General features: G+C 39.0%; 20 protein-coding genes and 1 tRNA gene. 15 read left to right on the forward strand and 6 right to left on the reverse strand.

Annotation, left to right across the window (positions count from 1 at the left end; genetic code table 11):
- Positions 1 to 4 precede the first annotated feature (4 nt).
- Both GJU41_RS00175 and GJU41_RS00180 read right to left on the reverse strand, forming a co-directional pair.
- Entirely contained in the window at positions 5 to 163 is a 159-nt protein-coding gene (locus GJU41_RS00175) for a hypothetical protein (protein WP_154317787.1), read from the reverse strand.
- Between the two features lie 82 nt (positions 164 to 245).
- Entirely contained in the window at positions 246 to 479 is a 234-nt protein-coding gene (locus GJU41_RS00180) for a hypothetical protein (RefSeq protein ID WP_154317788.1), read from the reverse strand.
- 246 nt (positions 480 to 725) lie between these two features.
- On the opposite strand from GJU41_RS00180, the gene GJU41_RS00185 reads away from it, so the two are divergent.
- Positions 726 to 2,084, forward strand: a complete 1,359-nt coding sequence (locus GJU41_RS00185) for a PIN-like domain-containing protein (protein ID WP_154317789.1) — start codon at positions 726 to 728, stop codon at positions 2,082 to 2,084.
- A gap of 834 nt (positions 2,085 to 2,918) precedes the next feature.
- Here the strand turns inward: GJU41_RS00185 and GJU41_RS00190 are convergent.
- The gene (locus tag GJU41_RS00190) at positions 2,919 to 3,164 is read right to left on the reverse strand and encodes a hypothetical protein (RefSeq protein WP_154317790.1); all 246 of its coding nucleotides are present in this window, start codon (positions 3,162 to 3,164) and stop codon (positions 2,919 to 2,921) included.
- A gap of 491 nt (positions 3,165 to 3,655) precedes the next feature.
- On the opposite strand from GJU41_RS00190, the gene GJU41_RS00195 reads away from it, so the two are divergent.
- The 6 genes from GJU41_RS00195 (at position 3,656) to GJU41_RS00220 (ending at position 10,751) form a co-directional block, all read left to right on the forward strand.
- The gene (locus tag GJU41_RS00195; RefSeq protein ID WP_070879344.1) at positions 3,656 to 4,597 is read left to right on the forward strand and encodes a carbohydrate ABC transporter permease; all 942 of its coding nucleotides are present in this window, start codon (positions 3,656 to 3,658) and stop codon (positions 4,595 to 4,597) included.
- Entirely contained in the window at positions 4,597 to 5,424 is an 828-nt protein-coding gene (locus GJU41_RS00200) for a carbohydrate ABC transporter permease (protein ID WP_070879345.1), read from the forward strand. The genes GJU41_RS00195 and GJU41_RS00200 overlap by 1 nt, the downstream gene beginning before the upstream one ends.
- 82 nt (positions 5,425 to 5,506) lie before the next feature.
- Positions 5,507 to 6,790 (forward strand): ABC transporter substrate-binding protein, encoded by a 1,284-nt coding sequence (locus GJU41_RS00205; protein ID WP_154317791.1) that lies wholly within the window; start codon positions 5,507 to 5,509, stop codon positions 6,788 to 6,790.
- 401 nt (positions 6,791 to 7,191) lie between these two features.
- On the forward strand, positions 7,192 to 9,003 hold the full coding sequence (locus GJU41_RS00210) for a cache domain-containing sensor histidine kinase (RefSeq protein WP_154317792.1): 1,812 nt from the start codon (positions 7,192 to 7,194) through the stop codon (positions 9,001 to 9,003).
- The gene (locus GJU41_RS00215; protein ID WP_070879348.1) at positions 8,984 to 10,561 is read left to right on the forward strand and encodes a response regulator transcription factor; all 1,578 of its coding nucleotides are present in this window, start codon (positions 8,984 to 8,986) and stop codon (positions 10,559 to 10,561) included. The genes GJU41_RS00210 and GJU41_RS00215 overlap by 20 nt, the downstream gene beginning before the upstream one ends.
- A 116-nt stretch (positions 10,562 to 10,677) precedes the next feature.
- Positions 10,678 to 10,751, forward strand: a tRNA-Gly gene (locus GJU41_RS00220).
- Positions 10,752 to 10,864: 113 nt separating this feature from the next.
- On the opposite strand, the gene GJU41_RS00225 is transcribed toward GJU41_RS00220, so the two are convergent.
- Positions 10,865 to 11,530, reverse strand: a complete 666-nt coding sequence (locus GJU41_RS00225) for a B3/B4 domain-containing protein (protein WP_070879349.1) — start codon at positions 11,528 to 11,530, stop codon at positions 10,865 to 10,867.
- An 87-nt stretch (positions 11,531 to 11,617) separates the two neighbouring features.
- On the opposite strand from GJU41_RS00225, the gene queG reads away from it, so the two are divergent.
- The 3 genes from queG to trmL all read left to right on the forward strand — a co-directional run bounded on the left by queG (position 11,618) and on the right by trmL (position 14,237).
- Positions 11,618 to 12,751, forward strand: a complete 1,134-nt coding sequence (gene queG, locus GJU41_RS00230; protein ID WP_154317793.1) for a tRNA epoxyqueuosine(34) reductase QueG — start codon at positions 11,618 to 11,620, stop codon at positions 12,749 to 12,751.
- 65 nt (positions 12,752 to 12,816) lie between these two features.
- A complete protein-coding gene (locus tag GJU41_RS00235) occupies positions 12,817 to 13,707 on the forward strand; it encodes an amidase domain-containing protein (protein WP_154317794.1) in 891 nt (296 codons plus the stop codon).
- Positions 13,708 to 13,751: 44 nt separating this feature from the next.
- On the forward strand, positions 13,752 to 14,237 hold the full coding sequence (gene trmL, locus GJU41_RS00240) for a tRNA (uridine(34)/cytosine(34)/5-carboxymethylaminomethyluridine(34)-2'-O)-methyltransferase TrmL (RefSeq protein WP_070879352.1): 486 nt from the start codon (positions 13,752 to 13,754) through the stop codon (positions 14,235 to 14,237).
- Positions 14,238 to 14,661: 424 nt separating this feature from the next.
- Here the strand turns inward: trmL and GJU41_RS00245 are convergent, their stop codons facing one another.
- Entirely contained in the window at positions 14,662 to 14,805 is a 144-nt protein-coding gene (locus tag GJU41_RS00245; protein WP_154317795.1) for a hypothetical protein, read from the reverse strand.
- A gap of 203 nt (positions 14,806 to 15,008) precedes the next feature.
- Here GJU41_RS00245 and GJU41_RS00250 point away from each other — a divergent pair, with 203 nt between their 5' ends.
- The 4 genes from GJU41_RS00250 to GJU41_RS00265 all read left to right on the forward strand — a co-directional run bounded on the left by GJU41_RS00250 (position 15,009) and on the right by GJU41_RS00265 (position 20,262).
- A complete protein-coding gene (locus GJU41_RS00250) occupies positions 15,009 to 16,904 on the forward strand; it encodes a PrkA family serine protein kinase (RefSeq protein WP_070877216.1) in 1,896 nt (631 codons plus the stop codon).
- Between the two features lie 157 nt (positions 16,905 to 17,061).
- Positions 17,062 to 17,223 carry a hypothetical protein gene (locus GJU41_RS00255; RefSeq protein WP_154317796.1) on the forward strand — a complete coding sequence of 54 codons (162 nt, stop codon included), beginning with the start codon at positions 17,062 to 17,064 and terminating at the stop codon, positions 17,221 to 17,223.
- Between the two features lie 350 nt (positions 17,224 to 17,573).
- Positions 17,574 to 18,746: a sporulation protein YhbH gene (gene yhbH / locus GJU41_RS00260; RefSeq protein WP_070877215.1), complete on the forward strand. Its 1,173-nt coding sequence runs from the start codon at positions 17,574 to 17,576 to the stop codon at positions 18,744 to 18,746.
- A gap of 130 nt (positions 18,747 to 18,876) precedes the next feature.
- Positions 18,877 to 20,262 carry a M48 family metallopeptidase gene (locus GJU41_RS00265; protein ID WP_070877214.1) on the forward strand — a complete coding sequence of 462 codons (1,386 nt, stop codon included), beginning with the start codon at positions 18,877 to 18,879 and terminating at the stop codon, positions 20,260 to 20,262.
- Between the two features lie 382 nt (positions 20,263 to 20,644).
- On the opposite strand, the gene gabR is transcribed toward GJU41_RS00265, so the two are convergent.
- Entirely contained in the window at positions 20,645 to 22,060 is a 1,416-nt protein-coding gene (gene gabR, locus GJU41_RS00270) for a MocR-like transcriptional regulator GabR (protein WP_070877213.1), read from the reverse strand.
- Between the two features lie 105 nt (positions 22,061 to 22,165).
- On the opposite strand from gabR, the gene gabT reads away from it, so the two are divergent.
- On the forward strand, positions 22,166 to 23,467 hold the full coding sequence (gene gabT / locus GJU41_RS00275; protein WP_070877212.1) for a 4-aminobutyrate--2-oxoglutarate transaminase: 1,302 nt from the start codon (positions 22,166 to 22,168) through the stop codon (positions 23,465 to 23,467).
- The last annotated feature ends 6 nt before the right edge of the window (positions 23,468 to 23,473 follow it).

The raw sequence follows: 23,473 nt of genomic DNA on the forward strand, positions 1-23,473 counted from the left end.
ACGGTTATTCTTCCTTATCCAACATTCTGTCCAGCCTTGTATGAATTTCATCGAACCCTGACCTCATAGTGTTCTTACAGTCTGCAAATGATTCTAATAGATTTTCTAATGCTTTTTCTATTTGTTCTATCTTTTCATTATAATCATCATAAGTTTGGTTCAATCTGAATCACCTCTAATCTAATGTAATAGTATAACCTCTCATAAAGCAAAAGATAAATGCAACACAGACGCCCTCAGCAACTTTAAATTACTTTTAAGTAATTAAGAATGATAAAACCAAAAACTATTGTAAAACCAATGAGGCAAAAAGTACGCCATTTTTCCTTTTCCTTTACTGCTTCAAAAAATGCACTACCGATTAAAATAGCAAAAAGCACCCCTACAGCTGTTACTATTATTGGAGATTTCACAAAAAAATGCAGGACGCCTAGAAGGACAATAATGATACAAAGTATGGTATTAAATTTTCTTTTCATTTGTTAACCCCCTTTTTTCATTTATAGTACCATATAATTCCATAAAGTCTTTTCAAACTGATGTCCATTTTTCCGCATGTAAACATAATGTTGATATAGACTGTTCCCTTCCTGCTTCAATCTCTTTCATTTCTTTCATTGTCCATTCATTACTATTATAATTCCCGCGTAAATTTCCTTTAGATCATATATAATTAAATACAAATAAAACATTTAATAGATATTTATGTATAAGGAGGAATTATTTTGAAAAATAAATTTTATGGCTTAATCCCATACACTGAGAACGAACTATCAGCAATTTGGAAAGATGCAATTCTTATATTAGATACCAATGTGCTGTTGAATTTTTATCGTTATTCTACCAAACGTAGCTATTCCGCAATATTTGATATATTAAAAAGTTTTAAGGAACAAAACCGTTTATATATTCCATATCAAGTTGCTTTAGAATATTTTTTCAACTGCGACAATGTAGTTGATTTACAAAAACAAGGTATTCATAATTTTTCTAAGCAAATAAGAGATGAGATAAACAATTTATCTTCTAACATAACTCGTATTCATGAGGATTATAAAAAAACACATCCATATTTAATATTAAATAATTTTAATCCTATAAATCATGATATTGCTTCTATTCAAGAAAAACTCGAAAACATTAAGGAACAAGAACTTTTAAAATTAAAATCTACAGATGAGATTCAATTTAATTTATTAAATTTATTAAAGAACTCGATTGGCGAACCTTACTCAAAGGAAGAGTTATCACAAATTGAAAAGACAGCTGAAGAAAGATATAAACAAAAAATACCTCCAGGCTGGGAAGATGGACAAGGAAGTAATAAAAAAGATGCTATTCGTACATTCGGAGAATATCAGTATAATCAAAAATTTGGCGACTTTATTTTATGGCGTCATATTATAGATAGAGTAAGAAACTCAACTGAAAAAAAACCTATTATATTTATAACTGAAGACAATAAAACGGATTGGTGGGTGAAAAAAAGGAATAGAATCCTACGTCCCCAACCACATCTTTTAAAAGAGTTTTACGAACTTACTAATGAAGATATACTAATCTATAGGCTTGATACATTTATTCAAGATGCTATTTTTTATAATAAAGTAAAAATAGATCAAGAAACTTTTGAAGAATTATCAACAGATTTAAATAACATTCGCAAAGAAGCTATATTAAATATTTTGAATGATAAACCAGCAGATTCTAACTCTATATTTGATTTTGAAAATTGGGATTTTCTAAAAGAATTAACTCAATATTTAAAGCCCGACCAAATTGAGGAATTAGAAAAATTGAAAGCTAAAGAAAAAATAATTAAAGATGGAAAAATATTAAATGTAAGTGAATTTATATCACCTGTCTTTTATATTATAAATAAGGCCGAGGAAAATATAAAAAATGAAATATTGGAAATTATTGAAGCTATAGACCTTTTTGATGAAGCTATAGCTATTGATTATAAGCAAAAACTTGGATCAATACCTAATACTAAAGGATCTGGCTTGGCTGATTATATAAAACTTTTAAATGAAACTAAAAGATACTTACAATTTCTTTCAAACCCAATAAACGATATTTAATCAAATATTCCAAGGGAGAAATGGTATTTATATATCTAACAATGGCAAAGTATACGAGGAATTGGATTATCTTCTTATAAAATCAAGCGAAGGTTTGAATCGATACTATAGTGTTTATATGGCACTGTATTATGGAAATTACTTAGAACAATCACCGATAATTTAATAACTTAATAATATTAAATATTGCAATTGTAGATAAAGTTCACTATAATGAAAAATATTATTAAGTCGTGTGAACAGCTATATAATAACAAACAACAATTACCTGTAGAATTACCTAATATCACTGTAAATAAAAGTACTATAAAATAAAGATACTGGAACTTTCCGACTCAAAATCGTGTTCCTCTGGAGTGTCGGTTCGACCCCGACCACCGGTATCTAAGATCTATAGAAATCAAGACTTCAACAACTATGTTGAGGTCTTTTTTTGTTTTCTAACACTACATAAATAAAAAAAAATCGTGTGCGTAGGAGGTTGATGTGAGTAGAAGAAGACAAGCAAACAACTCATTAAGATAACAAGTATCCGAGCTCTTAGATCCTATTAAAATTTTCAATTTGTAAATAAGCTAATTGATAAATTAAGTTGTTAAGAGACATGTAAAAGAATATTTTATATTAATAGAGATAGTTTTGGGTGAACAGCATCTATCTATTAATAAGAACTGGCAAGATTACAATCTTTTATGCATTTCTGGTAATAGAGTATTATGAATATAAGATTCATAGTTAGTTTGCATAACCATTCTTATCGGCAATACAAAAAGGCAGGGCAACTATTAGATACCCTACCTCCTAACCATTTTATTTCATGTCTTGAAGTGTTAGTTAGCTCTCTTGAGGTTCTTCCTCATCTATTACAGCTTGAACCGCTGATTTTCCAGCTTCAATTTGTACAAGTCTCGCCTCTCTAAATGTATCTAATGCAAATGCTACATCCGCATTGTTAATTAAAGTAGGATCTGAAGCTCTAGCTCTTTCAATAAGCTGTTCAGCTACCAAGAGTTCTCTTTGTGCACGGGTTGCTCTGATCTGAGAAATTTTAAGAAAAGCCTCTGCTTGTCTTGTAGGCATATTGATGTATCCCCTTTCATAAAAACATATAATAATTTATGATTCTCTATTAAAATCTCTTGGACAATTAATAAAAAAAATAAAAATGTGTGATTATATTAGAGAAATAATAGAGGATTACCTATCTTCATGCTGTAGTAGAGAATCTATCATTGGAGCAATTTTATAAGTGGATGGGGAATCTCATTCCTTTGGCCGGAATTATGCGCTCTGTGGATCCTTCATGTAGCCGCTGATCATCCTGAATGGCGTGTAAACCTCACAGAAAAGCTCCTACATTTTTTAGAACGTAAACGAAACCAATTTAAAGCTTTTTCTGTTTTATAGGATTCCAAAGACCCCCAAAGCGGTCTTTTTCCAATAGGACAAGATTTTGCACCAGAATCTAGTCAAAATAGTGCACCTTCTTCGTCAATTTAGTCTCCCTATATAAGTAAACGCTACCATTATAATAAAAGAAAGCGATTACAATAAAAGGGGTGGTGATACGGTTGGAAACGAAAATTCAAACGAATCCGGTAAGCACGAAATCTCATTTGGAGGCAGTACCTAAAAAGAAATTTAAGTTTAAGAGCTTACTAACATACGCTGCCTTTGTTGGACCGGCACTTTTATTTTTCTTAGTTATTCAGATTCTTCCGTTCTTAATGGGTCTTTATTATTCATTTACTTCATGGAATGGAGTCAGCTCGGCTGTTGAGTGGGTTGGCATTGAGAATTATAAGAAGATCTTTACGAACGATCCGGCCTTTTTTAATTCCTTTATGTTTACGACGAAATTTATGTTTGCGGCTGTTATTATTAGTAACTTAATAGGTTTTGCGTTTGCATTGATTTTAAATGCTGCGCTTAAAACCAAGAACATATTGAGGACCGTATTTTTTATTCCTAATGTTATCGGCGGATTGCTGCTCGGGTTTATCTGGCAGTTCATTTTTGTAAAAGGGTTTGCTTCGATCGGGAACATGACGGGCATCGAATTTTTCAAAATGCCGTGGCTTGGGGATGAAACGACAGCGTTCTGGGGGATTGTCATCGTGTTTGCATGGCAGACCAGCGGTTATATGATGGTCATCTATATTGCAGCGCTACAGGGAGTAGATAATTCATTGCTTGAGGCTGCTAAAATGGATGGGGCATCAAGCTTTACACTTTTAACAAAAATCATTATTCCGTTAATTTTACCGGCATTTACGATTTGTCTGTTCTTAACGATTTCGATGGCATTCAAGATCTTTGATCTGAATATTTCCCTTACAGGCGGAGGGCCATTTAATTCAACTCAGTCTGTAGCGATTAATATTTATCAGGAAGCCTTCCAGAACAATCGTTATGGATTAGGTACAGCGAAGTCCATTCTGTTCTTTGTAGTAGTGGCAATCTTTACTACAGTTCAGGTTATGATGACGAAGAAGAGGGAGGTTGAGGCATAATGGGCAGCCGGTATACAAGCAGAACGTTTATATTAGAGCTGATAGCGATTGCCGTCGCGCTCATTTTCCTTATCCCGTTTTACTTCGTGCTGGTCAACTCAGTCAAGCCGTTTGCAGCAATCCTCATTGATGCTGCAGCTTGGCCGAAGGAATTCATGTTCTCTAACTATGCCAAGGTGTGGGAGATCATTAACTTCCCGCGCGCTTTCTGGAACTCCTTTGTGATTACCGTTTTCAGTAATATTGGTTTAGTTATCATCAGCTCAATGGCTGCGTGGAAAATGGTCCGCACGCCAGGGAAGTTCAGCAAGATATTATTCATTCTTTTCGTCGCTGCCATGGTCATCCCGTTCCAGACGGTCATGATTCCGCTTATGAAGCTTGGCGGCACGCTCGGAATCACAAATAGTATTCCAGGCTTAATCATGATGTATTTTGGATTTGGTGTTCCGCTGTCGCTGTTCTTATATCACGGCTTCGTAAAGACAGTTCCTGTGGAGATTGAAGAATCAGCGAAAATTGACGGGTGCAGCGAGTTCGGAGTGTTTTGGAGAATCGTTTTCCCTCTTCTAAAACCGATTACTGTTACAGTCGTTATTTTGAACACGCTATGGATCTGGAATGATTATCTGCTTCCATTGCTTGTGCTTCAGGATGCAGAGCTGCGGACGATCCCGCTTGCAGCAAGCTCATTCTTTGCTCAGTATACGAAGCAGTGGGATATGGGTCTAGCAGCTTTAGTGCTCGGTATTACACCGGTAGTAATCTTCTTCTTATTCTTACAAAAGCACATTATCAAGGGAATTGCTTCAGGCTCAATCAAGTAGATATAAAGTTTCTGCATTCATTGGGTGTAATGGATGCAGAAAATTATATAATATTATAGTTATCAAGGAGGTCAAACCATTCATGAAACGCTTTCTGTTATTATGTATGTCTTTAGTATTCGTATTTGGTATTATGGCTGGCTGTTCTTCTAAAGAAACGGCTAAAGATGGTGAGTCAGGCGGAGATTCTAAGTCTGGTGATGAAGTAGTAACGCTTAATTTCTTCCAGTTCAAAGTTGAAATTGCGGATCAGCTTCAAGCGATGATTAAAGAATTCGAAGCGGAGCATCCAAATATTAAAGTTAAGCTTGAAACAGTGGGCGGGGGTGCCGATTACGGTGCAGCGCTTAAAGCAAAATTTGCTTCAGGTGAAGAGCCGGACATTTTCAACAACGGCGGATTTAAAGAATTAGAGCTTTGGAAAGAAAAGTTAGCTGATCTATCAGGCGAGCCATGGGTTGAGCATGTTCTTCCAATCGGTAAAGTTCCAATGACAGATGCAGACGGCAAGCTATATGGTATGCCTGTAAACCTTGAAGGATACGGATTTGTTTACAACAAAGATTTATTTGAAAAAGCGGGTATTACAGAGCCGCCTAAAACGATTGACGAGTTAAAAGAAGCTGCGAAAAAGCTTGAAGCTAAAAAGATCACTCCATTCTCTGCAGGTTATGGCGAGTGGTGGGTAATTGGACAGCATTTACTTAACATTCCATTTGCTCAGCAGGAAGATCCAGAAGCATTTATCGCTGGATTATATGATGGATCTGAGAAAATCGTGGGCAACAAGCAATTTAAAGAATTCAAAGAAGTACTTGATACAGAGCTTAAATATGCAAATGATAACCCATTAACAACAGATTACAATACACAAGTAACATTATTTGCTTCTGGTGAAACAGCAATGCTGCAACAAGGAAACTGGACTGAGAACATGATCACTGAAATCAATCCTGAAATCAACATGGGCTTCCTTCCAATTCCAATCAGCAATGATGAAAGTGCAGGAAACCTTCCTGTAGGCGTTCCAAATAACTGGGTATTGAATAAAAACTCAGAACATCTTGAAGAAGCTAAATTATTCTTAGACTGGATGGTTTCTTCTGAAACTGGTAAACGCTACATCACAGAAGAATTTGCATTCATTCCAGCATTTGATAACATTGAGCCAGCAGGTCTTGGCGATCTAGGAACGTCAATTCTTGATTACTCTAAGGAAGAGAAAACAATTCCTTGGACTTGGTTCAAATGGCCGGATGGAGCAAATAAAGAATTCGCAGCTGCTATTCAGGAATACGCTGCAGGCAAAATTGATTATGATACATTGCTTGAGAGATTCCAATCTTCATGGGATAATTTGAAGTAATAGACTGATTGAAAGCACACCTGTTATGGGTGTGCTTTCTTTTCATATAGGCTGACTTAATTTATGCACGAACAAATAGGTTCCGTCCTGGCTGGCGCATTAAATTGGAGTTAGCACCGCGAACTGGAGTGTTCAAGAGCGATTAGGTGTTGTAAAAAAGAGTTAGCAACGCGAACGGGAGTGTGTGATTGCCGATTGGCGCATCAAAAGGCATTATGCAACGCTAACTATAAAAATTTGCTTGCAAATACATATCATTTTAAGACTGCAATTTAACGCCATCCACAAAAATCCCCCTATCTACTCCGAAGGTATTTGCAGGAAGATTCCAAAAAGTTCTTTTAAGCCTATGAACCTAGTTATATACTAAAGAATAAGCGAGTCCCTGGAGGTCAGACCCCATGCTGAAAAGAAGCATCCGCAATAAACTGATTGTTTTATTGATGATTACAACCATCGTGCCATTCGGCAGTTCCATTTTAATAACGTACTTATATACGAAAGGGTCGCTTGAAGACCAGGTTGTCAAAGAAAGCAGCAACCTGCTGTACCAGGGGAAAATCAACCTGGAAAGCTACTTGAATGAACTCAACGGGCTGACCCTCTCACTATACAACAACCCGGATTTCATTAATTATTTGAGATCGCCTGATGAAAATAATGACTATCAAAATGTGGGAATTGTGAAAAATGTAATGCAGACGATTCTTTATACAGGGGATACGATCAACGAGGTGAAAATCTCCTTTGCAAAAGATGACAGGGTGATTTCCGCAACGAAACGATCGACTGTTGTATTTTCAACCAGCATTGAAGACGAAAAGAATGAGGCTTTCAACAGCGCTGAGCGCAGTCCCTACAACATGTATATCGAGCCTATATATGCAAGTCATGAAAACAGTGCGAGAAGAGGCAGAGACATTATCATGATGCACCGGGCTCTCACAAACGTTCCCGGAAGCGACGTTCTCGGCTACATTACCCTTGGAATTTCTCCGGATACGATTATTGATATGAGCAGAAACTTGTACAATCGCGAAGCAGAGGAGTTTTTTCTGCTTTCATCAGAAGGGGAGATGATCTACAGTTCAAATGAAGAGATTGCGGACCTTCAGAATGATCAGAGGTGGATTTACAGCGTAATGAAAGCAGACAGCACATCAGGCACTCTGGAGTGGAAAGAGGATTCGTTTAATGGCGTGATGATGTATGACAGGTTATCTGATTCCTCTGGAGGCTGGATTCTAGTAAAACGAGTACCATTTCATATTCTATATGACAGCGCATACAGCGTAGCGAAAATTAACATTCTTTTTGGTGTCCTCGGGTTGTCGCTCGTCGTGCTGGCTGTTTTGTTTGTTTCGTTTAAAATTACGTCTCCGATCCGAATTCTTCTGCAGAATATCGAACAGGTCGAAAAAGGGAATATGAAGATTGCCTCCCAGTCTTTTGGATCGGATGAAATCGGCATACTCGGCTTCCGTTTTCAGCAGATGATCGAGCGGATTAATCAGCTGATTACAAGGGAATACAAGCTTGAGCTGGAAAACAAGACAAATCAGATCAAAGTGCTGCAGTCGCAGATCAATCCGCATTTTCTTTATAATGCCCTGCAGTCCATCGGGACGGTTGCTTTAAAAAACAAAGTTCCGCAAATCTATTCATTGATTACTCATCTCTCCAAGATTATGAGATATGGGATGAATATGGAGGAAGATCTCGTTCCGCTGAGTAAAGAAATTACCTACACAAATGCTTATCTTCTTTTGCAAAAAGAGCGGTTTGGCGACCATCTGCATTATCATGTCGAGGTTGAGCAAAACGTTCAGCAAATTCCTGTCCCTAAAATGATTCTGCAGCCTATCATTGAAAACTATTTTAAGCATGGATTTGATATCCGTGAAGGCATTGGTAGTATAGAGTTGAAGTGTTACAGGGAGGAAGATGAGCTTGTGCTGAGGATATCCGACAACGGCTTTGGTGTGACACCGCAAAGACTGAATGAGATTTACGAGCACTTTAGAGCGGATGCGCTGAATAAAAAAGGTCCGAAGACAAATATCGGACTGAAAAACGTCTATTCGCGGCTGAAGCTTTATTATGATCACAAAGCAAAGCTTTTTCTTGAAAATAAAGAGGAGGGCGGATTCATGGTCACCATGAGGCTGCCGGTCCAGCTGGAAGGTGAGAGAAATGAAGGCTATCATAATTGATGATGAAAAGCATGTGCGTGAAGGGCTCATGCTGCTCGCTGACTGGGAAAAGCATGGAATTGATACCATTATTGAAGCAGAAGACGGCGAAGAAGCAGCTGCGCTTATCACCGAGCACAGGCCGGAAATTATTTTTACAGATATGAGAATGCCCAGAAGAGATGGAATAAGTCTGTTAAAATGGCTTCATTCCTCTGATTTTGGCAGCAAAACGATTGTCGTGAGCGGGTATGATGATTTTGATTATATGCGAAATGCGATTGCGTATAAAAGCTTTGATTATATTCTTAAGCCGATTGAACCTGATGTTTTAAATGAAACTTTGGAACGGGCCGTTGCAGAATGGAAAGAGCAGGCCAGGTCAAGATCCTCTCAGGCTGAGGAAAGCCTTGTCATGAACGAAGTGAAGCCGCTCTATTGGGACCGGCTGTTGTCAGGTCTCTGTGCAAAAAAAGAAAGAGCCGAATCAGCGGAAAAGAAAATTGAAAAAGAATTTGGCATTTCCATGTCGCTTGCGGAAAAAACGGTTGCCATTCTTCCTTTAAAATCAATTGTCATGAAATCATTCCGAGGTGATTATGAGCTTGCCTATTCGACCCTGACGAACATCTGCAACGAATTAGTAAGAAAGCAGAATGACGGTGTTTGTTTTCGGAACATCAACAAGGAAGAAGAGCTTGTTCTTCTTTTTTGGAAGAATAAGAATGTGATGTACCTCGCAGAGGAGATCAGCTCATTCATCTATCAATCTCATAAAATTAATTGTATTCTTGCACTCGGAAAGAAATCGAATGACTTAAGCGAGGCTTACACATCTGCTGAGCAAGTATATATAAAACATCATTTATTGAGTCAGAAAAGGATTGTGACGGGTAAAGAGACTGATATAAAGCCGCTATTGCATCTGTTTGATTACTCAAACGAACTGAAGTGGTCGATTAAATCTGGAAGTATGGCACAGGCAGAAAAACAGCTGGAGCAGATTTTCATTAAGCTGGTTAATGAACATACACTTTCATTAGAGCAGATTGAACTCTGGGAAAATCAATTTGATTTGCTGAGAAACAACTGGATGAAAGAATATGAGGTTCATCACCATCCTGTTTTTTATCAGGGCACGGATTATTGGAAGGAAGACGGTTCTTTTTCTTTTGAAAAATTTAAGGAAGAAAAGAAAAAGGAATTCAGCGAGCTTATTAAGCTTCTTTCCAATGTGAAGTATCAGAAAGAAAAAAATAACATGCAGCAAATTGAAGAATACCTGCAGCAGCATTATCAGGAGGATATCAATCTCCAGGATATTGCCGACCGGTTTTTTCTGAGCCGCGAATACATTTCGAGGAAATTTAAACAGGATTATCATGCAACACTTACGGATTACCTGACAAATATCCGCATGGAGAAAGCTAAAAATCTGCTTGAGAATCCATATTTGAAAATATATGAAGTGGCCTATGGGGTAGGCTATCAAAATGAAAAGTACTTCAGTAAGGTATTTAAAAAACATATTGGTCTTACACCAAATGAATACCGGCATTCCCTGACTTCTAAATCGTAATAGACGATGGAGAAAAAACAGGATTCCTGTTTTTTCTTTATCCTTATTTCGACAAAATGTGATATTTCCGGTTGAAGAAGGGTTCATTTTTTGCTATAATATTTTTATTACCTCTTGCGGGTGTAGTTTAATGGTAAAACTCTAGCCTTCCAAGCTAATGTCGTGGGTTCGATTCCCATCACCCGCTCCAATACATATACAACGCAGTGTTTCGTTTTTTGACAAACGGGGCATTGCGTTTTTTCATTTTAAAAAGAAAAAATCCCTCCCTGAAAACAGAGAGGAAATGCTGTGTCCGATGAATTACTTTACTAACCTGTGCTTTCCATCCCCGCCATGAATCTGAATGAACATTTTCGTTAATGATGATAACATTTCCTCTGCATTTTCATCATCCATACTTGGCTGGAGATAGATCAAGTGAAGCGCGTTTGTCGTTTCTTCAGTAACAGCGGTCCGCTTTGAATCCACATAAGGGCTTCCAAAGGGACCAGTATCATCTGATGAAAGCAGTTTTCCATTCATGGATACATCCCGTCCGTTAATGGCCATATAAACATCCGCTTCTTTTCCAACCCTGATTTCAATATTTCCTGACAATTTATCTGCATCGTAAATCCCGAATGGAATTTGGTGCTGCAGGGAGAAAAAGTTATTTAAATCGACTGCTGAATGGATAGGTTCAAGGTACTGCTGCTTTTGAATTCTGCGGTACAGCGCTTCGCTTGAAGGTCGATACCGCCCAGGATCTGTGCCAAGCGTTTTAAAAATGCTCCGCCATTCTCCAATCGGTTTTAGATCCTGTACTTTTTTGTTTTCCATTTCAAAGAAGATTGATTCCTGGAAGAGCCGCATTCTTCCTTTAAGCATTTGCGGGGATTCCGATACACTTATTGATGTATACTTAATAACGCCCAATTTGAAATCAGGGAAATGCTGTTTGATTTCAGGGTTTATGGAAATTTCCATCATTTTATCCTCCACTTTTTTATGAACTTATTTTACCATATAAGATAATGTCTTTTCGAAAATATGAACCGAAGGGAGGTGCAGGACATGAATTATGAAAAACTTAAGCAGGATATTCTTTCATTCAGCAAGAGCATCGGCATTGATAAAATCGGATTTGCACAGGCATCTGTTTTCGATGAACTGAAGCAGCGGCTGATTGTTCACGAACAAAATGGATATCAGTCTGGTTTTGAAGAGCCTGATCTTGAAAAGCGGACAAATCCAGATGTCCTCCTGCCGGGGGCAAAATCGATTATCTCTATTGCGCTTGCTTATCCATCCAAGCTGAAGGATGCACCCAGAAGCACGAAGGAAGATAGAAGAGGTATCTTTTGCAGAGCTTCCTGGGGACAGGACTATCACCATGTGTTAAGAGATCGTCTGAATAAGCTCGAGGTATATATACGGGAGCGGGTTCCGAATGCTGAGTTTAAATCAATGGTTGATACAGGCGAATTGTCAGACCGGGCTGTGGCAGAAAGAGCGGGCATTGGCTGGAGCGGGAAAAACTGTGCGATCATCACTCCGGAATTTGGATCGTATGTATACTTGGGCGAAATCGTTACAAATATTCCATTTTCACCGGATACACCAATGGAAGACCGTTGCGGCAGCTGCAATATCTGTGTGGATGCGTGTCCAACAGGAGCACTTGTACAGGGCGGCCAGCTTGATTCAAATAAATGCATCGCCTTTTTAACACAGACGAAAGGCTTTTTAGCGGATAAATACAGAAAGAAGCTAGGCAACCGTTTATATGGCTGTGATACGTGCCAAACCGTTTGCCCCGAAAACAAAGGCAAGGATTTTCATCTACATGCAGAAATGGAGCCGGATCCAGAGATTGCAAAGCCAAAGCTTAAGCCCCTGCTTACCATGAGCAACAGAGAGTTTAAAGAAAAGTTTGGACATGTATCTGGGTCATGGAGAGGGAAAAAACCGATTCAGAGAAATGCGATTATTGCGCTCGCTCACTTTAAAGATCAAACCGCTATCCCTGAACTAATTCAGCTGATGCATAAAGATCCGCGTCCGGTTATTCGCGGAACTGCGGCTTGGGCAATTGGCTCAATTGGTGAGAAAGAAAGTTTGAACGACTTGCAAAAAGCCCTTCAGCTTGAAGAAGACGAAGAAGTCCGGAATGAAATCGAAAAAGGAATATCGCTAATAGAAGCGTAAGTTTCATACTTGCCAATCTCTTTTCATATGGTCTTACTAACGACAAATATGGCGGTGAGGCATGGATGAAAAATAATCTTTCAGCTGCAATAAAGGCGAAGTTAGAGCTTCTTATCAATAATCGGCGTGCTAAAGAGCTTGATATAATAGAAGACAGCAAAGCGATGCTGCGGAAAAAAAAGATTCTGGAAGACCGGGATGTCGAGATTTTAAAAGGAAATGCCTCTGTTCAATTGCTTGCGCTTGAGAACGTATCTGAACGTGAGCAGCATGTTCTCTACCGGTGCCACTATAAATATTTTCATAAAGATAAGGAGTCCTTTTATCTCGAAGAAAAAACGGAAAACCGCATGGCTGTGTTTCAAAATAATACAATCATAAGGGACTATAAGGTCGAGCATGAGTATGATGAACCTTTTGCAGAAAGCGACGATACTCCTAATGAAAGAGTATCTTTCTTTTATGACAGGCTCGCTGCCGTTCAATATGCTGAGAGATGGTGGAACACCAACAATCCTAAGTTTAAAAACTTCGATGTAAACTGCACGAACTATGTTTCCCAGTGTCTTCATGCAGGCGGCGCTCCAATGAGAGGATACCCGGGGCGATCAAACGGATGGTGGATGCAGAACAATATATGGAGTTACAGCTGGACGGTTGCCCATTCCCTCACCCTGCATCTCGGAAATTCAAAAACTGGCTTGAGGGCGACAGCTGTCCGTGCACCTGAAGCGTTAATGCCGGGGGATGTCATCTGCTATGATTTTCAAGGGGACGGCAGGTTTGATCATACAACGATTGTTGTAGCTAAGGATCAGGCGAACATGCCTCTTGTGAATGCAAATACGTACAACAGCCGAATGCGTTATTGGGATTATGAAGACTCGACAGCTTACACGCCGAACATTAAGTATAGATTTTTTCATATCGATGATGATTCAGGTTCTAAAAAATAATAAGTGGTATAATACGGGTAACAGATTTAGATGAGGTGAAGAAAGTGGCATTACATGTCGTACTCTATCAGCCGGAAATTCCGGCAAACACAGGAAATATTGCGCGGACTTGCGCTGCAACCAACACCACGCTGCACTTAATCCGTCCTCTTGGATTCAGAACGGATGACAAAATGCTGAAGCGTGCAGGGCTTGATTATTGGGAATTTGTAAATGTTGTTTATCACGATTCCTTAGATGAGCTTTTTGAAGCCTATCCGCAAGGGGAATTCTACTATATAACGAAATTCGGAGAAAAACCGCATACAACATTTGATTACAGCAATCATGAGGAAGATACCTTCTTTGTTTTCGGGAAAGAAACGACAGGACTTCCGAAAGAATTAATTGCTGAAAATCTGGAAAGATGTCTCCGTTTGCCGATGACAGGAAATGTGAGATCCCTCAATTTATCGAACACAGCTGCGATTTTAATCTACGAAGCATTAAGACAGCAGAACTATCCCGGATTACTCAAAAAAACGACCTGAGAATTGCTTCTCAGGCCGTTTTTTTTATGTTTATTTTTTCACGCCCGGCTTATCGTTGTACCCAGCAGTGAATATCGAAACTAGAAAAGTGATGCATACCCCTAAGATTAATGCCAATTTCATCGTGCTGATTCCTCCCTTATATGTAAATGATGACCCTTACATAGCTAGTCCTATTATATCTTATCCCTAATATCATGTGAATAAAAATGGGAACATTTCCTGAATTATCTTTTTTGTTTGATCTATAAAAGGTTGTAAAGCGTTCTTTACTAACCGGAAGGCCATTTTGCTGCCTAGTCCTTTTTGCAGCAGCAAGCCCAGTAGGTTTATTGGATTTTGCAAATTTTGATTTAACCCGTTCTATTTAATAAGAGCGAGAAATCAGATTTTCAATCGCAAAGATTGATTTTCTCTTCTAGAACTAGTGATTCCGCTTTTCACATTGTCCAGCTCCACCTCCTAGCCCCTCGGCCAGAACGGATTCGTCAGTAAAGGCAAAAAGCGCCTTTTCTGCCAAATCCTTATCTGTCTGTCGGGTCTGAACAGTCGGTTCCGCATTTCTCATTGTCCAGCTCCACCTCCTAGCCCCTCGGCCAGAACGGATTCGGCAGTAAAGGCAAAAAGCGCCTTTTCTGCCAAATCCTTATCTGTCTGTCAGGTCTGAACAGTCGGTTCCGCATTTCTAAATTAAACAAGAATGTTAAAGGACATCCTTGCATAAAGTGTATTAATCGCGCTCAAGTATCACCAATGATGGAGGAGGTCCTTATGGATATCTTAAAAAAAATTGAAAAGTACAGAGAAGATGAACAGCGACTGAAGTGGGAAGGAACCTTCGTTGAGTATTTAGAGATGTTAAAAGAGAAACCATGGGTTGCACAATCGGCTCACTCACGAGTTTACAATATGATCAAAGATGCCGGTATAGAGGAAGAAAATGGATCAAAGCGCTACAAATTCTTTGATCATAAGCTGTTTGGACTTGAAGAATCACTGGAACGACTTGTAGAGGAGTACTTCCACCCGGCAGCTAAGCGGCTTGATGTCCGGAAACGGATTTTGCTGCTTATGGGCCCTGTCAGCGGGGGTAAATCAACGCTTGTGACTATGCTGAAAAGGGGTCTTGAAACATATTCTCTGACGGATCGCGGTGCAGTATATGCGATTAAAGGCTGCCCGATGCATGAGGATCCTTTGCATTTAATTCCCCATCATCTAAGAGAAGATTTCTTTCAGGAATATGGTATTCGCATTGAGGGGAATCTTTCGCCTCTAAACCTGATGAGACTTGAGCAGGAGTACGGAGGCAGAATAGAAGATATGTTAATTGAGCGGATCTTTTTCTCAGAAGATAAACGGACCGGCATCGGAACGTTCAGCCCGTCAGATCCGAAATCACAGGATATTGCAGACTTAACAGGAAGCATTGATTTTTCAACGATCGCAGAGTTTGGTTCAGAGTCGGATCCAAGGGCCTATCGTTTTGACGGAGAGCTGAATAAGGCAAATCGCGGAATGATGGAGTTTCAGGAAATGCTGAAATGTGATGAAAAATTCTTATGGCACTTATTATCGCTCACCCAGGAAGGCAATTTTAAAGCAGGCAGATTCGCATTAATTTCAGCGGATGAACTGATTGTTGCCCATACGAATGAAACGGAGTATCGTTCGTTTATTTCGAATAAGAAAAATGAAGCCTTGCATTCCAGAATTATCGTTATGCCTGTTCCATATAATTTAAGAGTTTCTGAGGAAGAAAGAATTTATGAGAAGATGATCAGTGAGAGTGATGTAGCAAATGTTCATATTGCCCCTCACACGATGCGGGTTGCAGCCATGTTTACTATTTTGACCAGATTAAAAGATCCTAAGCGCGGAGACATTGACCTCGTCAAAAAGATGCGTCTGTATGATGGTGAAAATGTTGAAGGCTACAATAACGTCGATGTAGAAGAGCTGCAAAAGGAGCATGTGGATGAGGGAATGAGCGGGATTGATCCGAGATATGTCATCAACCGGATTTCTTCGACCATCATCAGAAAAGAAATTCCTTCTATTAATGCCCTGGATGTCCTCAGATCTTTAAAAGAAGGATTGGATCAGCACGCATCCATCTCAAATGAAGACCGCGAGCGCTACTTGAACTTTATCTCCGTTGCGAGAAAAGAATACGATGATCTTGCGAAAAAAGAAGTACAAAAGGCATTCGTATACTCATACGAGGAGTCTGCCAAAACGCTTATGGATAACTACCTGGATAATGTGGAAGCTTACTGCAATAAGAACAAGATCCGCGATCCGCTGACTGGGGAAGAAATGAATCCGGACGACAAATTGATGCGCTCCATTGAAGAGCAAATTGGAATCTCTGAAAATGCGAAAAAAGCGTTCAGGGAAGAAATTCTTATCCGAATCTCTGCATATGCCCGTAAAGGAAAACGATTTGATTACAACTCTCATGAGCGTCTTCGCGAAGCCATTCAGAAAAAACTCTTCGCTGATCTGAAGGATGTAGTGAAAATTACAACATCCTCGAAAACACCTGATGAGCTGCAGCTGAAGAAAATCAATGAGGTTGTAAAAAGACTCATTGATGAGCACGGATATAACTCAACATCTGCAAATGACCTGCTGCGTTACGTGGGCAGTCTGTTAAATCGGTAAACGAAAGCCGGGTGATTGTGCCCGGCTTTTTGACGCGGAAATGTGGAGGCTGAATCAACAAAGGCTGTGTCCCCATCTTAATGCAGAGTCCAGCCTGCACAAGGTTTCAATTTGGATAATATCGGGAAAAGTAAAAATAAGACTGGAGGTGCTTGCCATGACAAAAAGAAATGAAACAGAAACAGAAAATGGCTCAATGGTGCGCAATATGAAGGATTTAGTAGAGCATTCGAAGATCATGGAGCATATGAAAACCAATCAGGAAGTGAAAAAAAGCGGCAAAAAACCTGATCCTGCTCAGCATGAAGATAAAAAATAAAACTCTCTGATATGCTGTCAGAGAGTTTTTTTCTGTCCTTTTTGAAACCAAGACAATGCTTGATTAAATGAGAATGCATATGTATGAAAACGGCTTCCTTCATCTGTGCAAGATGAAAGCTCTTTGTTGAATAAACCTGTATGTACGTTAAATAATTATGCACAATGAAACTTGTCTATTTTTTATGAGGACCAGCCTAATTTTCTAAATTATTTGTCAATTATCTCTTTTTTCAGCATAGGATAGAGTAATCTAAACAAAACCGAATCTAGACCCAAAGCTATTTTATGTATATAGGTGCAGTTTGGTGAATCTATTCCAAAATTATTTTTGGAGGGGGAGAAAATAAGATGATAGAAGGAAATGGGCGCAACTTTGTCATTTCGAATGAAGATTGGTCCCTCCATCGCAAAGGCCACGACGATCAAAAACGTCACCAGGAGAAGGTTCAGGAAGCTATCAAAAGCAATTTGCCAGATTTAATTACAGAAGAAAATATTGTGATGTCAAACGGTAAAGATGTTGTTAAGATTCCGATCAGGTCACTGGATGAATATAAAATCAGATACAATTATGATAAAAATAAACATGTTGGTCAGGGAGATGGAGACAGCAAAGTCGGCGATGTTGTAGCAAGAGATGGTTCTCAGTCAAATGCAAATGGTCCCGGAAAAGGGCAGGGCGCAGGCGATCAGGCGGGCGAGGATTATTACGAAGCAGAGGTTTCGCTGATGGAGCTTGAGGAAGCGCTGTTCAAAGAGCTTGAGCTGCCAAACCTTAAGAGAAAAGAGCTGGACCAGATTGTTGTAGAAAATATTGAATTCAATGATATTAGAAAAACAGGTTTGATGGGAAATATTGATAAAAAACGAACGATGCTTTCTGCCTATAAGCGCAATGCGATATCAGGGGCACCGAAGTTTCATCCGATCTATCCTGAGGATTTAAAATTTAAAACATGGAATGAAGTGGTGAAGCCTGAATCACGCGCAGTTGTTTTAGCGATGATGGATACAAGCGGATCCATGGGTATTTGGGAGAAGTATATGGCTAGAAGCTTTTTCTTTTGGATGACAAGATTTTTGCGCTCCAAGTATGAAAAAGTTGAAATTGAGTTCATTGCCCACCATACAGAAGCAAAAGTCGTCTCGGAAGAAGATTTCTTTTCAAAAGGGGAAAGCGGAGGAACGATCTGTTCATCTGCCTACCGGAAAGCACTGGAAATCATTGAAGAAAAGTACCACCCGAGCCGCTATAATATTTATCCTTTCCATTTTTCAGATGGTGATAATTTAACATCTGACAACGCCCGCTGCGTGAAGCTTGTGGGAGAACTGATGAAGGTTTCCAACATGTTTGGATACGGGGAAGTTAATCAGTACAACCGCCATTCTACTCTAATGTCCGCTTATAAGAATATCTCTGATGAAAGATTCCGCCATTATATCCTCAAGCAAAAAGTCGATGTGTTTCACGCGATGAAAGGATTTTTCCGGAAAGATGAAGAGCAGATGTATGCATAGAAAAAGAGGACGAAACATCGTCCTCTTTTTCTATTTTTCTATGAATAAATTACCTTCCAATCAAGCGGAAAAATAGGTAAAATAGGATAGTTCATATCACACATAAAAATTACATAATCCGGAGGAACAAATGTCAGAGCATATACACAGAAAAGAACATATTTATTTCATTATCCTGCTTTTAATCAGTATTCCAATGTACTTATTATTTATTTTCACAGGAGTCGGACTTTTCATCTTAATTCCATTTATCCTGATCCCGCTTATTGCTCATTTGCTTTCCATCGGCATGATCCGGGGCAATGGAGTGAAGGTTACCCCTTCTCAGTTTCCTGAGATTTATGCCAAGGTGAATGATCTTGCCGTTAAAATGGAAATGAAGAAGCTTCCCGATATTTTTATCATTGAATCAGAAGGCATGCTGAATGCGTTTGCGACAAGATTTTTAGGGAGAAACATGGTTGTCCTTTATTCGGGATTAGCCGAACTATACGTAAAGGGCGGAAAAGAAGAACTTGATTTTGTCATTGCACATGAGCTTGCCCATATTAAAAGAAATCATCTATTAAAAAATCTCTTTGTTCTGTTTGGAAACTGGGTGCCGTTCCTTGGCAGCGCCTATTCAAGAGCCTGCGAATATACTTGTGATGCTCTGGCTCATTATTATACGGAAGACCTGGATGCCTCAAAACGGGCATTGACTGTCCTTGCGATTGGTCCAGTGCTTTATAAACATGTTAATGAAACGGACTATCTTCAGGAAAGCAGCCGTGAGAAGAACCTATTTGTCTGGTTTAGTGAAAAATTATCTACTCACCCTATACTGCCAAAGAGGATTCATCACCTAAATGTGAAATTTGGCGAGTCTGATCCATCCATCTCATTTAAGACAACTGCTTTGTTTAAAGCGGGATTAGCAGGAGCATTTGCCTTGATCTTCATCCTCGGAGCTGGCAGCGTCTTTTTAGTTCAAATGCTTGCTAAAACAAGTCTTTACAGTGACTTTGTACTGGACAGTGAGGAAACAACCCAGCTTATGCTTGCAGCTTCAGAGAATGATTTAGAACGTGCAGAAGAGCTTATAGAAAGCGGGGAAGATGTAAATGCCATGGATGCCATGGGCATGACTCCGCTTATGTACGCAAGTTATCCGCCGGCAGATGAGTACGAAGAAGAGTTGATCATCAATGCTGAAATGGTGGAGCTGCTCCTTAAAAATGGGGCAGATCCGAATATCGTATCAGATAATGGAGACGTGGCTACGGTAGATATCATCTATTCAGGTGATCTTGATTTAGCTGAACTGCTTATTGAAAAGAATGCCGATATCAATCTCGAAGACGGCTACGGGCAAACAGCCCTTACTGCTGCGGTATATGAAGAAGATGTAAAAATGGTCGAACTGCTGTTGAATGCAGGGGCGGATCCTGATTATGCCACAAGTGAAGATGAAACGGCCCGCTCGATTGCAGAGGAAATAAAGGTGCCGGAAATTACTGCTCTGCTAAACAAGTAGATTGCAATTTTTATAGAAAATGATATAATTTTGATAATTTACAGTTGAAAGGGAGATACACCGTGTAAGTAAATCGTTCTTCTATGTTTTTATTTAAATCTAACATAAAAGGAGAAACGGTTTTAGTTGGATCTTGATTGTTGAAGGAGACTGCACATATCACTTACATTTATTGTACTCGTGATTCTGTTTGTTCTCAGTATTTTAACCTTAGAAGTCAAAAATCCGCCGCGTGTGCAAGTGGCATCTGGGCATTTGCCTGCTGTACAGTCTTATCAGGAACTTCGTCCTAGATAAAATGTATATTGGTTTATAATTGAGCAAATAAAGTCCAAATCGCATCTGATTTGGACTTTTTTGTTATAGCTTACATGAACATTATCTAAGAAAATATCAAATACAGCCGATTCACTGCTTCTTTTATTTTTTCCTCTTGAATATTGGCAAATCCGAGAACAAGACTGATTCTATTTTCTTCTATTATGCTGTGTTTTAGCATGAAACGCCTCATTGTATAAATTTCCAGATTTTCTTTGATTGCTCTTTTTTCAATTTCTCCATAATCCAGCTGCGTTTTAAAATGAGCAAGAAAATGAAGCCCGGCGGGGACATTTTCTATAGAGACTTTATGTTTAAATCGGTGCTGCAGCTCTTTGATTAACGTTTTTCTTTTGATTTCATACTGGTGATTCATCCGTTTAACATGCCGGATGTATTCGCCGCTTTCTATAAAGTAATGCATCGTAAATAGGCTCAGTGTGTTGCTGGATTGAATTAAATCAGCATAATACTCGCGATGTTCCCTTAATAAATTGGGCGGAAGCACCATATAACTGATCCGCAGTCCAGGAAACATCGTTTTTGAAAAAGTGCCTGTATAGATGACGCGCTGATTTCGATCTAAGCTTTGCAAAGAGGGAATATGATCCGTTTCATATTTAAATTCACTGTCATAATCATCTTCGATAATGTACCGGTCATGAGAAGAAATCGACCAGTTTAATAGTTCGATTCGTCTGGAAATCGGCATAATTTTACCGGTTGGAAATTGGTGTGAGGGTGTCACGACTGCAAAATTTGCCTTGGAGCGTTCCACTTCATTTATATTAATCCCTTTTTTATCCATGTTAACGGGACGGATGTCAAATTCCATCTTTTTCAGTAAATGATAGAGTCTTGAATATCCGGGATCTTCCATGGCAATGATGGTCTCTTTTTTATGAAGTTCCATTAATTGGCGGACTAATGTTTTTGTCCCTGCCCCAATCACAATTTGTTCTGGCTCACATATGACCCCTCGTGTTAAAGCGATCAAATGGCAAATCGATTTCCTTACTGAGTAAGGCCCCTGAGGATGGGGCATTTCCGAAAGCTCTCTTGAGTGATTCTTTATGGCTTTTTCCTGACATCTCATCCACTCTTTAAATGGAAATAACGATAAGCTTGAGGTCATATGAGAGAGGGACAGTCTTTCATCTTCGCTGCCTGAAATAGTTTCCCTTAAATCAGCCGGCAATGTATTTTTCACTGATTCTCTTTGATCAATAAACTGAGTAATATTTTCGACATAATACCCTTTTCTTTCAAGGGGATAAATATATCCTTCAGCCAATAATTGATCATAGGCATTCATCACTGAATTGACACTGACCTCTAATTGTTTTGCCAATATTCGTTTAGACGGGAGCTTATCATCCGGCTTTATTCTTCCTTCTAGAATATTGGCCTTAATCCCCTTATAAATTTGCTGATAAATAAAATGGGAATCCATTTTTTTATTAATTGAAAAGTTAATCATGTTTATCCCTCTTCATCTGGTACCTAAAATATTTTCTATTTGGTACTTTTCATTATACCAGATAGTTATCATAATTATGAATAAATTCTGATAAGGAGGATTATTATGATAACTGCACATTCAACTACTAAAGAATTACAAGAGAAAAGAAGGAAGTATGTCCCGAAAGGTGTGAGCAATGGAAATTTGAACATTGCGCAATATGCTTCCGGTGCAACAGTTACAGATATTGATCAGAATGAATGGATAGATTTTGCAGGTGCGATCGGCACTTTAAATGTAGGGCACACTCATCCAAAAGTAACCCAGGCAGTGAAAGAGCAAGTCGATAAATTTTTGCATCCTGGATTTAATGTCATGATGTATGAAGGCTATATTAATCTGGCAGAAAAATTATGCCGCATCACTCCAGGCAGCTTTGACAAGCAGGCTATTTTATTTAATTCAGGTGCTGAAGCTGTGGAAAATGCAATCAAAATAGCCCGGCGCTATACAGGAAGACAAGCTGTCGTTTCCTTTGTCCGCGGTTATCATGGCAGAACGAATTTGACAATGACGATGACCAGTAAAGTAAAACCATATAAATTTGGATTTGGGCCGTTTGCTCCGGAAATCTATCAGGCTCCTTTTCCATATCTCTATCAAAAACCAAATGAAATGACGGAAGAATCCTATGTAAACATGAAAATTGAAGAATTTAAGGAGTTCTTCATTGCTACAGTTGCTCCGGAAACAGTTGCTTGTGTTGTCATGGAGCCTGTACAGGGTGAGGGCGGATTTATTATTCCTCCTGTTAAATTTGTACAAGCCGTATATGATTTTTGCCAGGAGAACGGGATTGTTTTCGTAGCGGACGAAATTCAAACAGGGTTTGGAAGAACAGGCAAGTTATTTGCGATTGAGCATTTTAATGTAGCCCCTGATCTGATAACAGTATCAAAGTCATTGGCAGCCGGTTTGCCATTAAGCGGTGTTGTCGGGAAAACGGAAATGTTAAATGTAGCTGATCCGGGAGAACTCGGAGGCACATATGCAGGAAGTCCGGTGGCATGTGCTGCAGCATTGGCAGTAATTGATATTATGGAAGAAGAAAAACTGGCGGAAAAGGCAGAAGTGCTTGGACAAAAAATGGAAGACGTTTTAAATGAACTATATGAAAAACATGATTACATGGGAGATATTCGCCGTTTAGGTTCTATGGTCGCAGTTGAAATTGTAGAAGACCGCATAAGTAAGCTGCCTAACAAAAAGAAAACAGCAGAAATTGTGAAGTACGCAAATGAAAATGGATTATTGCTCCTCTCTGCCGGTTTAAAAGGCAATGTTATTCGTTTCCTTATGCCGCTTGTGATTACGGATGAGGAATTGGCAAAAGGACTGGCTATTTTGAAAAATGCGTTTCAATAATTTCTA

Source organism: Metabacillus idriensis (genome assembly GCF_009674765.1).
In the GTDB taxonomy this organism is placed as follows: Bacteria; Bacillota; Bacilli; order Bacillales; family Bacillaceae; genus Bacillus_P; species Bacillus_P idriensis.